This is a genomic window from Paractinoplanes lichenicola, assembly GCF_016785085.1.
GTDB lineage: Bacteria > Actinomycetota > Actinomycetes > Mycobacteriales > Micromonosporaceae > Actinoplanes > Actinoplanes lichenicola.
The window spans coordinates 231,600-246,582 of record NZ_JAENHO010000001.1 but is presented as its reverse complement, the minus strand read 5'-3'; the positions used below and the strand labels follow the sequence as shown (position 1 = coordinate 246,582).

General features: G+C 71.7%; 10 protein-coding genes. 9 read left to right on the top strand and 1 reads right to left on the bottom strand.

Annotation, left to right across the window (positions count from 1 at the left end; translation table 11 throughout):
• Positions 1 to 21 precede the first annotated feature (21 nt).
• Positions 22 to 816, top strand: coding sequence for an SDR family NAD(P)-dependent oxidoreductase (locus JKJ07_RS01185; protein ID WP_202989262.1), 795 nt, complete (start codon positions 22 to 24; stop codon positions 814 to 816).
• Here JKJ07_RS01185 and JKJ07_RS01180 read toward each other — a convergent pair.
• Positions 796 to 1,608 carry an SDR family NAD(P)-dependent oxidoreductase gene (locus tag JKJ07_RS01180; protein ID WP_202989261.1) on the bottom strand — a complete coding sequence of 271 codons (813 nt, stop codon included), beginning with the start codon at positions 1,606 to 1,608 and terminating at the stop codon, positions 796 to 798. The two genes, JKJ07_RS01185 and JKJ07_RS01180, sit on opposite strands and share 21 nt — an antisense overlap.
• A 49-nt stretch (positions 1,609 to 1,657) precedes the next feature.
• Between JKJ07_RS01180 and JKJ07_RS01175 the strand changes: the two genes are divergently transcribed.
• The 8 genes from JKJ07_RS01175 to JKJ07_RS01140 all read left to right on the top strand — a co-directional run bounded on the left by JKJ07_RS01175 (position 1,658) and on the right by JKJ07_RS01140 (position 14,982).
• A complete protein-coding gene (locus JKJ07_RS01175; protein ID WP_202989260.1) occupies positions 1,658 to 2,218 on the top strand; it encodes a TetR/AcrR family transcriptional regulator in 561 nt (186 codons plus the stop codon).
• Positions 2,219 to 2,342: 124 nt separating this feature from the next.
• A complete protein-coding gene (locus tag JKJ07_RS01170; protein ID WP_202989259.1) occupies positions 2,343 to 3,890 on the top strand; it encodes an ABC transporter substrate-binding protein in 1,548 nt (515 codons plus the stop codon).
• 11 nt (positions 3,891 to 3,901) lie between these two features.
• A complete protein-coding gene (locus JKJ07_RS01165; protein ID WP_307834083.1) occupies positions 3,902 to 4,876 on the top strand; it encodes an ABC transporter permease in 975 nt (324 codons plus the stop codon).
• Positions 4,876 to 7,167, top strand: coding sequence for a dipeptide/oligopeptide/nickel ABC transporter permease/ATP-binding protein (locus JKJ07_RS01160; protein ID WP_202989257.1), 2,292 nt, complete (start codon positions 4,876 to 4,878; stop codon positions 7,165 to 7,167). Before JKJ07_RS01165 ends, JKJ07_RS01160 begins: the two co-directional genes overlap by 1 nt.
• Positions 7,167 to 8,534 carry a serine hydrolase domain-containing protein gene (locus tag JKJ07_RS01155; RefSeq protein WP_202989256.1) on the top strand — a complete coding sequence of 456 codons (1,368 nt, stop codon included), beginning with the start codon at positions 7,167 to 7,169 and terminating at the stop codon, positions 8,532 to 8,534. The genes JKJ07_RS01160 and JKJ07_RS01155 overlap by 1 nt, the downstream gene beginning before the upstream one ends.
• Positions 8,522 to 9,265: an ABC transporter ATP-binding protein gene (locus JKJ07_RS01150; protein WP_202989255.1), complete on the top strand. Its 744-nt coding sequence runs from the start codon at positions 8,522 to 8,524 to the stop codon at positions 9,263 to 9,265. Before JKJ07_RS01155 ends, JKJ07_RS01150 begins: the two co-directional genes overlap by 13 nt.
• Positions 9,266 to 9,290: 25 nt before the next feature.
• Positions 9,291 to 10,898, top strand: a complete 1,608-nt coding sequence (locus JKJ07_RS01145; RefSeq protein WP_236028153.1) for a PucR family transcriptional regulator — start codon at positions 9,291 to 9,293, stop codon at positions 10,896 to 10,898.
• A gap of 850 nt (positions 10,899 to 11,748) precedes the next feature.
• A complete protein-coding gene (locus JKJ07_RS01140; protein ID WP_202989253.1) occupies positions 11,749 to 14,982 on the top strand; it encodes a serine hydrolase in 3,234 nt (1,077 codons plus the stop codon).
• The last annotated feature ends 1 nt before the right edge of the window (position 14,983 follow it).

The window sequence follows — 14,983 nt, the reverse complement described above, 5'->3', positions numbered from 1 at the left end:
GCGCGGTCCTAGCGTCCGGCCATGGACTCGACGAGAACAGCAGTAGTCACCGGGGCGGGCGGCGGGCTCGGCCGGGCCATCACGGCGGAACTGACGCGACGCGGATACACGGTGTGGGCCACCGGCGTCACCGAACCGGCCGGCGAGGGGCTGAAGACGGTGGTGCTCGACGTCACCGACGTACGGGCGTGCCGGGCGCTGGCCGATGCGGTGGTCGCCGAGCACGGCCGGCTCGACCTGTGGGTCAACAATGCCGGCGTGCTCGCCACCGGCTACGCCTGGGAGGTCGACGACGCGGCCAACGAGCACGTCATGGCCGTCAACGCGACCGGCACGATCAACGGCACCAACGCGGCCCTGGCCCACATGGTCCCGGCCGGACGCGGCCTAGTGATCAACATCGTCTCGATGGCGGGCATCGTCGCGACGCCCGGCCAGGCGGTCTATGCGGCCAGCAAGCACGCGGCGATGGCCTACACGCTGAGCGCGGCGTTCGACCTGCGCCGCGGCGGCCACCGGGGCATCACCATGTGCGCGGTCTGCCCGAGCGGCGTGTGGACCCCGCTGGTGAGCGGTCGCGTCGGCAACCCGGAGGCCGCCGCCTCGTTCACCGCGCCGCTGCTCACCGCGGACGACATCGGCCGCGTGGTCGGCCGTCTGACCGAGCGGCCCCGCCCGGTGACGGTCGTGCCTCGGCGGCGGGCCCCGATGATGCGCTTCGTCGACCTCTTCCCCCGGCTGGCCCTGCCCCTGATCCCGAAGGTGATGCGCGACGCCCGCCGCCGCCAGGATTCCCTAGCTCGGAAAGTCGGCTGAGCGGCTCACCTCGGCCCATTTCTCGGCCTCCGCGGCCCGTTCCGCCGACGCCCGGGCCGCGACCTCGACCGCCTGCGCGCCCAGCAGCAGTCGCAGCGGCGGGTCCGGGTTGCCGACCACGTCGACCAGGATGCGGGCGGCCCGCGCGGGGTCACCGGCCCACGTGCCCTCCGTCTTCGTGCGGAAGTCGTTCACCGCGCCCACCGTCTGCTCATAGTCCGGGCTCACCGGGTGGAACCGCATCGACGAGCCATAGCCCGTACGGAACGGGCCGGGCTCGACGATCGTGACCTTGATGCCGAGCGGCGCGACCTCAGTGTGCAGCACGTTCGAGAAGCCTTCCAGGGCGTGCTTGGCCGACTGGTAGGCCGCGTTGCCCGCGGTGCCGCCGACCCGGCCGCCGATCGACGAGAACTGCAGGAAGTGGCCGGACCGCTGCCGCCGCAGGATCGGCAGGGCGGCCCGCGTGACCAGCACCGCGCCGAAGAAGTTGGCCTCCATCTGGGCCCGGAAGTCGTCCATCGGCGTGTCCTCGATGGAGCCCGAGTTGGCGTAGCCGGCGTTGTTGACGACCACGTCGATGCGGCCGAACCGGTCGACGGCCGCGTCCACGGCGGCGGTGACGGCGGCCGGGTCGGTCACGTCGAGCGCCACCGGGAAGAGGCGGTCGGAGGAGTCTTCGGCCGGCCGGCGGGCGGTGGCCACGACGTTGTCCCCGGCGGCGAGGGCGGCGGCGGTCAGTTCCCGGCCGAGGCCCCGCGAGCTGCCGGTGATGAACCAGGTTCGAGACATGCGAGTTACCTACCTACTAGTTGGTTGGTTCCATAGTAAGCTCGGTTCCATGCCCGTACGCAACCCCGAGGACGCCCGCCGTCGCATCCTCGCCGCCGCCACCGCCGAGTTCGCGAACTACGGCATCGCCGGCGCCCGGATGGATCGCGTGGCCGAACGCGCGGCCAGCAGCAAGGAGCGCATCTACACGTATTTCGGCAATAAGGACGACCTGTTCGACATCGTGTTCACGGCCAGCGCGCAGGAGACCCTCGAGGCCGTACGGTTCGACGCCGCGGATCTGCCGAGCTATGCGGGCCGCATGTTCGACTACTTCGCCGAGCACCCGCACGCCCAGCGCCTGACCATGTGGTATCGCCTCGAGCGCCCGCACGGTCCCGGCCTGGCGGTGGTGCACACGGCGAACCACGACCGCCTGGCCGCCCTGGCCGCCGCGCAGGCCGACGGCCGGGTCAGCCGTGATTTCACCCCGGCCGAGCTGCTCACCCTGATCCAGTCGATGGCCGCGTCGTGGGACTCGCTCAACCCCGAGTTCGCCGCGTCGGCCGACAGGGGCGAGCAGACCCACCGCCGTACGGCTGTGGTCCGTGCTGTTGCTCGTCTGGTCTGAAACGGCGGCTTAACCGGAGTGGTCCCGCAGGACAACTGGACCGGTGTCATGTTGTCGGCGGCACCAAAGACAAGGGACCCGTGCGCTCGGCAGGCTGCTGTGACACGCAGCACGTGGAGGCACGATGAAGGCTTTGCGATACGCGGCCGCGCTGGGCACTGTGGTGCTCGCGGCCGCCTGCGGTAACGACGGCGGGGGCGGCGCGAGCGGCCGTCAGCCGGTCAACGGCAAGACATTCACGATGGCTGTCGCGGGCGACCCCGGCAACCTCGACCCTCATTTCACGTCCCTGTCGGTCACCGGCCAGGTCGACCGATTCCTCTACGACACGCTTCTCGGGTTCGCGCCGGACGGCAAAACGTTGCCCGGCCTGGCCGAGAAGTGGGAGTCCACCAGCACGACGGCCACGTTCACCCTGCGCAAGGGCATCACCTGCGCGGACGGTACGCCCCTGACCGCGGCCACGGTGGCCAAGAACATCTCGTTCGTGGGCGACGCCAAGAACTCGTCGACCCGGATCGGGCTCTACGTGCCGGCCGGGGCCAAGGCGACCGCCGACGACGCCGCGGGCACGGTCAGCGTGACGTCGCCGACGCCCGACGCGTTCCTCGAGCGCAACCTGGGCGGCCTGCCGATCGTCTGCGAGAAGGGCATGGCCGACCGGACGAAGCTCAAGCAGGCGTCCGACGGCACGGGGGCGTACACGGTGACCGAGGCCGTGCCGGACGACCACTACACGCTGACCCGGCGCAAGGAGTACGCGTGGGGGCCGGGCGACTACAAGGCCGACACCGTGGGCCTGCCCGACAAGGTGGTGATCCGGGTGATCGCCAACGAGACGACCACGGCCAACCTGGTGCTCTCGGGCGAGGTCAACGTGGCCCGGTTCACCGGCCCCGACACCGCCCGGCTGCAGGGTGACCAGTTCCTCAAGCGCGACGTGCTGGCCCCGACCGGCGAGATCTGGTTCAACCAGAAGGCCGGGCTGCCCACCGCCGACCTGGCCGTGCGCAAGGCGCTGATCCAGTCGCTCGACCTCAACCAGATGCAGCAGGTCTTCACCAGCGGACGCGGGACCGCGGCGACGGGCCTGGTCGCGCCCGCACTGACTCCCTGCAAGGGCGACACGGTGGGCGGCAACGTGCCCGCCTTCGACGCCGCGGGAGGCAAGACGGCCCTGGCCGCCACCGGGGCCGCCGGCAAGAAGCTCGTCGTGGCCTGGGGCGCCACCGGCAACCCGGGCGCGCAGGCCGCGGCCGAGCTGCTGCAGCAGCAGTGGCAGGCGGCGGGCGTACAGGTGGAACTGAAATCGGTGACCACGACGCAGGTCGGGCAGATCGCCGCCGGGCAGCTGGCCTGGGACGTGGCGATGTTCCCGATCGGCGTGACCCTGCCGAGCCAGCTCGTGCCGTTCCTCTCCGGGCCGACGCCGCCGAACGGGGCCAACTTCGCCGCCTTCGACAACAAGGACTACACGACGGCGGTGACCGAGGCCCAGAAGCTGCCCGGCGAGAGCGGCTGCGCGCAATGGGCCGCGGCCGAGAAGGCGGTGGTATCGAACCTGGACCTGGTGCCGTTCGCCAACTCCAACGCGCCGTCGATCGGCAACGGGGCCGAGTTCAACCTCTCCGAGGGTGACGTCGACCCGTCGTCGCTCCGCATGCTGGGCTGACCATGACTCTCGTGGCGTCTCGGCCGGTCACCCTGGCCGACAATCCGTGGGTACGGTTCGGCCTGCGCCGGGCCGCGCGGCTGGTGGTGTCGGTCTGGGTGCTGGTCACCGCCGCGTTCCTGATGATTCACGTGCTGCCCGGCGATCCCGTCCGGGCGGCACTGGGCCCGACCGCCCCGCTCGCGCTGATCGAGCAGCGGCGCGAGGCGCTCGGCTTCAACGACCCGCTCTGGCTGCAATATCTGCACTACCTGGGCAACCTCGTGACCGGCGACCTGGGCGTCTCCATGACCTCCGGGTTGCCGGTGAGCGAGGTGATCTCGGCCCGGCTCGGCTCCACGGTCGAGATGGCGCTGCTGGCGTTCGCCGTGGCCGTCGTCGTCTCGGTGCCGCTGGGCACGCTGATGACGGTGCTGGCCCGGCACGGCGGCCGCCGCGGCGGGGACTGGTTCCTCACCTCGGCCGGGGTCGTCGTCGCGACCATCCCCGAGTTCCTGATGGCGGTCGGGCTGGTGTTCGTCTTCAGCGTCCAGCTCGGCTGGTTCCCGGTCGCCGGCCGCTCCGGCCCCGACTCGTACGTGCTCCCGGTCTTGTCCTTGGCGATCGGCCCGGCCTTCATACTGGCGCGGATCGTGCGCGTGGAACTGCTCGCCGTGATGCAGACCGACTACATCCGTACGGCCCGGGCCAAGCGCCTGCGCGCCACGGCGGTCTACCTGCGGCACGCCCTGCCCAACGCGCTGACCGCCACCCTGACCATCGGCGGCCTGCTGCTGGGCGCGCTGGTCGCGGGCACGGTGCTGATCGAGAACATCTTCGCCTGGCCCGGCCTGGGCGGCACGATCGTCCAGTCCATCCTGGCCAAGGACTACCCGACCGTGCAGGGCGTGGTGCTCGTCTACGGCATCGGCGTCCTGCTGATCAACCTGGTGGTCGACCTGGCGCTGGCCCTGCTCGACCCCCGCTCGGCGATTCGGGAGAGCTGATGGCCGCCCCGCTCGGCAACGTCCCCGACGACCTGACACCGGCTTCGCCCGATAAGTCTCCGGACGCCTCGACGCCGACCTCGCTCAATACGCCGGACCCGCTCGACACGGTGGCGCCGCTCGACACGGTGGCGCCGCTCAATAAGCCGGCCTTGCTCAACGCGCCGGCTTCGCCCGACGCGCCGCCGCGTGCGCGGGCCGGACGGCGCTGGACCGGCGCGCTGCACAGCCCGCTCGGCATCACCGCCGCCGTCCTGCTGCTCGCGGTGGTGGTGCTGGCGATCGTGGCCCCGCTGATCTGGCAGGACCGCGCCGACGCCGTCAACTCCACCGCGATCTTGCAGGGACCCTCGTCGGCGCACCTGGTCGGCACCGACCTGCTGGGCCGCGACATCTTCGCCCGCGTGCTGGTCGCCACCCGCCTGTCGGTCGGCCTGGCCCTGCTGGCCACCGCGATCGGCGTGACCGCCGGCCTGCTGCTGGGCACCGCACCCGTGCTGCTGGCCAGCTCGACCGGCCACTGGATCGGTCGCTGGGTCAGCCGCTGGATCAGCGCGTTCATCAACATCGCCGTCGCGTTCCCGTCGCTGCTGCTCGCCCTGTTCTTCGCCGTCATCTTCGGCGTCGGCGCGCGCGGTGCCGTGCTGGCGATCGGCTTCGCGACCGCCCCCGGCTTCGCCCGCCTCACCCAGACGATGGCCGCCGGCATCTCCAGCCGGGACTTCATCGCCGCCGCCCGCGTAGCCGGCATCGGCCGCCTGCGCATCCTGGTCCGCCACGTGCTGCCCAACATCGCCGAGCCGCTGGTGGTCTCGGCCACGATGGCGCTGGGCAGCGCGCTGCTGTCCTTCGCCAGCCTGTCGTTCCTCGGCCTCGGTGTGCAGGCACCCAGCTACGACTGGGGCCGGCTGCTGGGGGAGGGCCTGGCCCAGATCTATGTGCACCCAGCCGGAGCCCTGGCCGCCGGTGTCGCCGTAGTGCTCGCCGCGATGGCGTTCAACCTGTCCGGCGAGGCCGTAGCCCGAGCCATCGGCGTCCGCACACCGCACACGAGCAAGCAAACGCGCAACAAACGCACCCGCACGAACGAGCGCACCCGTACGACCCCGGGTCTGGACCGGCTCCCAGCGGAACATCCCGATACCGAAGACACCAACCAGCCGCTCCTGGCCGTAGACAACCTGCGCGTCGCTTTCCCCACGGCGGCCGGCGAGGTCACCCCCGTCCGTGGGGTGAGCCTCACCATGCGCCCCGGCGAAGCAATCGGCATAGTCGGCGAAAGCGGCTCGGGCAAGAGCCTGACCGCCCTGGCCATCGCCCAACTGATCGAACGCCCCGGCCACGCGCAGGCCGACCGCCTGGAGTTCCTCGGCACCGACCTGCGCGATGATGCTCGTTCGCGCGGGGGCGAGCAGTTGCGTGCAGGCGGTGGGCTGAGCGCGAGTGAGCGGCGCCGGATGCTCGGGACCTCGCTGGCCATGGTCTTTCAGGATCCGATGACTTCGCTCAACCCCACGCATCGGGTGGGCCGGCAGTTGGCCGAAGTTGTGCGCGAGCATCAGCGGGCGGATCGGCGTACGGCGTGGCGGCGGGCCGTCGACCGGCTGGCCGCGGTGCGGATTCCCGATGCCGAACGGCGGGCCAAGCAGTTGCCGCACGAGTTCTCCGGCGGGATGCGGCAGCGCGCGATGATCGGGATGGGCGTGATGGCCAACCCGAAGCTGATCATTGCCGACGAGCCGACCACGGCGCTCGATGTGACCGTGCAGCGTCAAGTCTTGCAGTTGCTGGCGAACATTCGCGCGGCCGAAGATGTCGGGCTGTTGTTCATCAGTCACGACGTGACGGTGGTCGGGCAGGTCTGCGATCGGGTGCTGGTCATGTACGCCGGTCGGGTCGTCGAGGATCTGCCCACCGGGGCGCTGCTGCACGACGCGCGGCACCCGTACACGCGGGCGTTGGTGGCCGCCGTCCCTGACATGACGACCGACCGGGACGCCCCGCTGGCGGTCATCCCGGGCCGGCCGCCGGACCCGCACGACCTGCCCGCGGGCTGCCCGTATGCCACGCGGTGCCCGCTCGCCACCGAGCAGTGCCGCCGGGAGGACCCGCCGCTGGCCTGGTACGGCGGCGGGCGCCGGGTCGCCTGCTGGCACGCCGACCTGGCCCCCGCCGCAGTGCCGGACAACAGAGCAACCGCGGTCCCGGATAACAGAACGACTGAGCTGGACCACGGATCGACCGCGGTGCCGGACGACGAGCCCGCCGCTTCCCTGGGAGGAGAACGGTAATGACCATTGATACCGAGCACTGGAACCGGCGCCTGGCCGAGATCGCGGAGCGGCACGACGTGCCCGGCGCGACCTTGGGCATCCTGCACGAGGGCGAGATCGGCGAGGCCGCGTACGGGGTCCTGAATCTGCGGACCGGCGTCGACGTCACCACCGACTCGCTGTTCCAGATCGGGTCGATCAGTAAGGTGTGGACGACCACGCTGGTCATGCAGCTGGTCGACGAGGGCAAGCTGCAGCTCGACGCGCCGCTGGTGGACGTGCTGCCCGAGCTGCGGCTGAGCGACCCCGGTGTCACGGCCAAGGTCACCATGCGGCATCTGCTGACCCACACCAGCGGCATCGACGGCGACGTCTTCACCGACACCGGACGCGGCGACGACTGCCTCGAGAAGTACGTGGCGGGGCTGGCCGACGCCGCTCAGAACCATCCGCTCGAGGCGACCTGGTCGTACTGCAACTCCGGGTTCTCGCTGGCGGGGCGCGTGATCGAGAAGTTGACGGGCGGCACGTGGGATGCCGCCGTACGGGAAAGGCTTGTCGCTCCTCTCGGCCTGACGCGGACGGTGACCCTGCCCGAGGAGGCGCTGCTGCACCGGGCCGCCGCCGGGCACGTCACGCACGACGGCAAGCAGACCGTGGCGCCCGTGTGGGCCATCCCGCGCTCGGCGGGCCCGGCTGGCTCGATCATCTCGACCGTGGCCGACCTGCTGACATTCGCCAAGATGCACCTGGACGGCGGCGTCTCGCCGGGCGGCGCGCGGGTGCTGGGCGAGGCGAGCGTCGCCGCCATGGCCGAGCATCAGGTCGAGCTGCCCGACAAGCACACGCTGGGCGACTCGTGGGGCCTGGGCTGGGAACGCGCGGACTGGGCCGGGCACCGGCTGATCGGGCACGACGGCAACACGATCGGCCAGGCCGCGTTCCTGCGCATCCTGCCCGGGCGCGGCTTCGCGGTCGCGCTGCTGACCAACGGCGGCAACGGCGCCAAGCTGTACGAGGAGTTGTACCGCGAGATCTTCGCCGAGCTGGTCGACGTGCCCGTCCCGCACCCGCTCGGGCCGCCGTCCACGCCCGTCGAGGTCGACCCCACCCCGTACGTGGGTGTGTACGAGCGGGCGAGCATCCGGCAGGAGATCAGCGTCGGCGCCAACGGTCCGGTCATGCGGGTGAGCATCACCGGCGCGATGGCCGAGCTGCTGCAGGAGCAGCCGACCGACTACCCGATGGTCGCGGTCGCGCCCGACCTGTTCGTCTGCCAGGACCCGGAGACCGGCAACTGGGTGCCGGCCACCTTCTACGAGCTGCCCACCGGCGAGAAGTACGTGCACTTCGGCGCGAGGGCGACGCCGCGATGCGCGAGCTGACCTTCGAGGACGTGACCGTGCGGTTCGGCTCGCGCCGGCACGGCACGGTCGCGGTCGACGGCGTCAACCTGGTCGTGCCGGCCGGGCAGGTGGTGGGGCTGGTCGGCGAGTCCGGGTCGGGCAAGTCGACCCTGGCCCGGGCCGCGGTCGGCTTGGCGCCGCTGACGGCGGGCCGGATCCTGCTGGACGGCCGGCCCGTGCAGGCCCTCAAGACCCGGCCGCTGCAGATGATCTTCCAGGATCCGTACTCCGCGCTCGACCCGCGGATGAGCATCGGCGCCTCCGTGGCCGAACCGATGCCGCGCGGCGTGGACCGGCGGGCCGAGGTGGGCCGCCTGCTGGAGCTGGTCGGCCTGGCCGCGGACCGGGCCGGCGCCCGCCCCGACGAGCTCTCCGGCGGCCAGCGGCAGCGGGTCGCGCTGGCCCGCGCCCTGGCCGGCCGGCCCGAGGTGATCGTGGCCGACGAGATCACCTCGGCCCTCGACGTCTCGATCCAGGGCACGGTGCTCAACGTCGTCCGCGAACTGCAGCGCCGGATGCGGTTGACGATGCTGTTCATCTCGCACAACCTGGCCGTGGTGCGCTACGTCAGCGACATCGTCGCCGTGATGCGCCAAGGCCGGATCGTCGAGTGCGGCCCGGTCGAGCAGGTGCTGCTCGACCCGCGCCACGAATACACGCGCGAACTGCTCGAGGCCGTTCCGCGCCCCGGCGCACCCCTCGGAAATTGATCGCATGCCACTAGGCTCAGGCGGCATGAGCCAGCTGCCGCGCGCCAGCCTCGGGCGAGTCCTCGACGACCTCGGGGCCACGCTGCTCGACCTGGTGCACGGCGAGGCCCGGTCCACCGAGCCGATCGCCGGGATCGCCATCCACGACCCGTACGACGAACCGCATCTGCCCACGCCCGCCCTCGTGCTCGGGGTCGGCCTGCGCGAGCCCGACGAGATCGCGGCCCTGCTGCGTGCGCTCGGCCCCCAAGGTGCGGCCGGCCTGATCGTACGGGCCCCGGTGCCCGGCGGCGACGAGCTGCGCGCCGCCGCCGAGGAGTCAGGGGTGGCCCTGCTGGCCCTGACCCGCGGTGCCTCCTGGGCCCAGCTGGCCGCGCTGCTCCGGTCGATGCTCAGCCAGGGCGACGTCGGCGACGCCGGCCCCGAGATGCTCGGCGGGCTGCCCTCGGGTGACCTGTTCGCGCTGGCCAACGCCGTCGCCGCGCTGGTCGACGCGCCGGTCACGATCGAGGACCCGGATTCGCGGGTGCTGGCCTTCTCGGGCCGTCAGGAGGAGGCGGACCCGTCCCGGGTCGAGACCATCCTGGGCCGGCAGGTGCCCGAACGGTTCGCCCGCATCCTCTCCCGGGCCGGCGTGCTGCGCGACCTGCACCGCAGCGCCGACCCGGTGTTCGTCTCCCCGCCCGAGACCGCCCCCGACGAGTTCTCGGTGCCCCGCGTCGCGGTGGCCGTCCGCGCCGGCGACGAATTCCTCGGCTCGATCTGGGCCGCCGTGCACGAGCCGCTCACCCCCGACCGGTCCCGCGCCTTCAGCGACGCCGCCAAGCTGGTCGCCCTGCACATGCTGCGGCTGCGCGCCGGCGCCGACGTCGAACGGCGCCTCCGTACGGACCTGGTCGGCACCGCCCTCGAAGGTGGCACCGGCGCCCGCGAGGCCCTGGCCCGCCTCGGCCTGGCCGACCAGCCCCTGATCGTGCTCGCCCTGGCCCCGGCCGCCCCCGAGAGCACGGCCGACCGCTCCGGCCTGGCCGCCGACCGCCAGCGCCTGACCGACGCGCTGGCCATGCACCTGAGCGCAGTACACGCCGGCAGCGCGGTGGCCCTGCTCGGCGACGTCGCGTACGGGCTGTTGCCGGTGGCCACCTCCGAACGCGCCGCCCGGGTCGCGAGCGAATTCCTGGACCGGGTCGGCGACCGGGTGCCCGCCCTGATCGGGGTCGGCCCGCCCGCCGCCACGGTCGCCGAGCTGGCCGCCGCCCGGGCCAGCGCCGACCGTGCCCTGCGGGTGCTGCGCTCCGACTGCGGGCTGCGGGTGGCCCGGCTCAGCGACGTCTACACCAAGGCGATGGTCCTGGAACTACGCGACCTGATCGCCGCCCGCGGCGACACCCCGACCGGCCCGCTGGCCAAACTGATCGCCTACGACGCCGAACACCACGCCAACCTGGTCGAAACCTTGGCCGCCTGGCTCGACGCCTTCGGCGACGCCGTAGCCGCCGCCGCGGCCCTGCACGTACACCCCAACACGTTCCGTTATCGCTTGCGCCGCCTGGCCGAGGTAGGCGACCTCGACCTCGCCGATCCTGAGGCCCGCTTCGGCGCCATGCTGCAACTACGCGTCTTCTCCGTCTGACCCGCTCAACGCCGCCCGCGTCGCGCACGATCGACCGGTGCCGCGCATCTCCCCGGCGCGGCTCCGTGACACCGCGCAGCCTCGTGCACTTTCGCCCAGTGTCGTGCACTCTCGTGCAGTTTCGTGCATCCGCGCCCTCGCGCATCCCGCGCAGGTCGCGCAGCTTTGTGCACACCGAGCACCCTTGCGCATCTGGCGCAGCTTCGTGCATCCCGCGTAGCTTTGCGCATACCGAGCGCCCTTGCGCGCCCCGCGCATTGTTGTGCAGCCTCGTGCATCCCGCGCATTGAGCACCCTTGCGCATCCGGTGCAGCTTCGTGCATCCCGCGCATCTCGCCACCTCGGGCACGCCTCGCAGCGTTGCGGATCCCACGCAGCGATTTCCGCCGCAGGACGCACGCTTGTTGTTATCTGGTGCCGTCCCCTTCGGGCTTGGGGCGGCACAGCTCCAGGCTAGTATCCTAGGACGCAGTAACGGCGGTTCGGCAGGTCATGGCACCGCTCACGGCCACCGAACGGTGATCGTGCGGCGGCGGTCCAGGACCGGACCGGGGCGGCCGGTGTTCGTGCGGCGAACAATCGCGCGGCCGCCAAACGCTGCCGTGCGCGCGAATCGGCCGTTGGGCGGGTAACTGCGGGAATTAGATGCGAGTGGGTAACTGCGGAAGTTGCGGGCGAGCGATCGGCTGCCGCGCGGGTGACTGCGGAAGCTGCGTGCGTGCGGGCAACAGAGCGAGTTAGGTGCGAGCGGACGAGTCGAGATGCTTTGACTCGTTGGCGCGCACAATGACACGGCATCCCCGGGCGGGCAGGCTTCGCGCTAAGACCCGTGAGGCGAGGGGGAGCGGTTATGGCACGGCGTGCGCGGATTGATGACCTGGTGTCGGTGACTATGCCGGAGCAGCCTGCCCTGAGCCCGGACGGCGGCCGTGTCGCGTACGTGGTGCGGGCCAACGACGTGAAGGAAGATCGGGTCACGCGGGGTATTTGGCTCGCCGACGATGAAGGCAAGCGGCGGCTCACGCGTGGGCCGGCCGACACCTCGCCGGCCTGGTCGCCCGACGGCACGCGGCTGGCGTTCTTGCGAGGGGACAAGCCCCAGGTCTGGCTCCTGCCGACCGCCGGGGGTGAGGCCGAGCCGGTGACCGACCTGCCCACGGGGGCGGGGGCGCCGGTGTGGAGCCCGGACGGCACGAAGATCGCCTTCGCCGCGGCCGTGTCGACGACCGGGGCCGAAGCGAGCGACCCGATCGTCACCGAGCGGCTCGACTATCAGGCCGACGGCGCGGGCTGGCTGCGTGACCTGCGTAAGCACCTGTTCGTGCTCGACGTGGAGAGCCGCGAGCTGCGCCAGGTGACCGAGGGGGACTGGCACGCCGGCGACCCGTCCTGGTCGCCCGATTCGACCCGGCTGGCCTTCGCCGCGGCCACCGCCCCCGACGCCGACCTGGTGTGGCGCGCGCCCCTGCACGTCCTCGACATCACCGACCCCAAGGCCCGCCCGTACGTCGTGGGCCTGGCCGACGGCGTGGCCGGTCCCTCGGTGTGGACGCCGCAGGGCGACGCGCTGGTGGTCGTCGGCTACCCGGGCGCCCCGGTCGGCCACGCGCGCCTGCTCCTCGTCCCGCTCGACGGCGGACCCGTACGCGACCTGGCCGCGAGCCTTGATCGCAACGTGATGCCGGGCGGTCCGGCCTACCCCGGGGCAGTGCCACGGTTCATCAAGAATGAGGCCCTTTTCTGCGTACGGGACAAGGGTTGTTCGCACTTGTACGCGGTCGACATGGACGGCGGCGAGCCTCGCCCGATCGTGGCCGGCGCCGGACGGGTGGTGGCCGGGTTGTCGACGGCCGGGGACACCGCCGCGATCGTCCTGGCCACCCCCACCTCGTACGGGGAAATCGTCACCGTGAACGCGAGCACCGGGGAAGAAACCAGGCGTACCGAGAACCAGGTCGAGCTGTTCGTGCGCGAGGAGCGCGAGTTCACCATCGAAGACGGCACGGTCGTGCAGGGCTGGCTGATCCGCGACCCGGAGACCACCGGCGCCGGGCCGCTGCTGCTCGACATTCACGGCGGTCCGCACAACGCGTGGAACGGCGCCGCCGACGACGTTCACCTGTATCACCAGGAGCTGGCCGCCAACGGCTGGACCGTGCTGCTGCTCAACCCGCGGGCCAGCGACGGCTACGGCGAAAAGTTCTTCAAGGCCGCGCTGGGCGGGTGGGGCACGGCCGACGCCCGCGACTTCCTCGAACCGCTCGACCAGCTCGTCGCCGACGGCATCGCCGACCCGGCCCGGCTCGCGGTGGCCGGGTACAGCTACGGCGGCTTCATGACCTGCTATCTGACCGCGATCGACGACCGGTTCGCCGCGGCCGTCACCGGCGGTGTGGTCAGCGACCTGGTCAGCATGGCGGGCGCCTCGGACGACGGGCACCTGCTGGCCGACATCGAGCTCGGCGGGCGCCCGTGGGAGACGCCGGAGCGGTACGCCGCGATGTCCCCGCTGACCCGGGTGGCCGACGTCAACACCCCGACGCTGATCATCCAGGGCGACTCGGACCTGCGCTGCCCGGTCGGCCAGGCCCAGCAGTGGCACACCGCCCTGCGCGAGCGTGGCGTGCCGGCCGAGCTGGTGCTCTATCCGGGTGGCTCGCACCTGCTGATCGTCGAGGGGCCGCCGTCGCAGCGGCTCGACTTCAACCGGCGGATCGCCGAGTGGGTGCAACGGCACACGGGCACGGGTCGCAAGCCGCTTGATAAGAATCACTGGCAGCGGCGGCTCGACGTGCTCGCCAAGCGGCACGGCGTGCCGGGCGCGGTGCTGGGCATCGCGAGGGGCGACGAGCTCGTCGAGGCCGCGTACGGGGTGCTCAATGTCGAAACGGGCGTCGAGACCACCACCGAGTCGGTGTTCCAGATCGGCTCGATCAGCAAGGTCTGGACGGCCACGCTCGTGCAGCAGCTGGTCGACGAGGGCAAGCTCGAACTGGACGCGCCGATCGCCGACGTGCTGCCCGAGCTGACCCTGGCCGACTCCGGCGTCGCAGCGAAGGTGACCATGCGGCACCTGCTCACGCACACCAGCGGCATCGACGGCGACGTCTTCACCGACACCGGCCGCGGCGACGACTGCCTCGAGAAGTACGTCGGCGGGCTCAAGGACGTGGCCCAGAACCATCCGCTCGGCGCCACCTGGTCGTACTGCAACTCCGGCTTCTCGCTGGCCGGGCGCGTGATCGAGAAGCTGACGGGCGGCACGTGGGATGCCGCCGTACGGGAAAGGATCAGCACCCCGCTCGGGCTGCGCCGCACCGGCACCCTGCCCGAGGAGGCGCTGCTGCACCGGGCCGCCACCGGTCACGTGCCCGGCCCGCAGGTCGCGCCCGTGTGGATGCTGCCGCGCGCGCTCGGCCCGGCCGGCCTGATCAACTCGACCGCGGCCGACCTGCTGGCGTTCGCCAAGATGCACCTGGACTCCGGCGGGGACGTGCTGAGCGCGGCCGGCGCCGCCGCCATGGCCGAGGAGCAGGTCGAGCTGCCCGAGAAATACACGCTGGGCGACTCGTGGGGGCTGGGCTGGATCCGATTCGGCTGGGACGGCCACCGGCTGATCGGGCACGACGGCAACACCATCGGCCAGTCGGCGTTCCTGCGCCTGCTCCCCGAGCAGAACCTGGCCGTGACGCTGCTGACCAACGGTGAGGGCGCCCGCGACCTCTATCAGGACCTGTTCGCCGAGATCTTCGCCGAGGTCGCGGGGGTGACGATGCCGCGGCCGCTCACCCCGCCCTCGCCCCCGGTCGAGGTCGACATCACGCCCCACCTGGGCACTTACGAGCGGGCCAGCACGCGGCTCGAGGTCTTGGAAGGCCCGACGCTCAGGATGACTCAGACTGGGCCGCTGGCCGAGCTCAGTCCCGAGCCCGTGCACGAGTTGCCGCTGGTCGGCGTCAAGGACAACCTTTTCCTCGTACGGATGCCGCAGAGCGACACGTGGTTCCCCGTCTACTTCTATCGGCTGCCCACCGGTGAGCGATACGTGCACCTGGGTGTGCGGGCGACTCCCAAGGTGGCCTGAC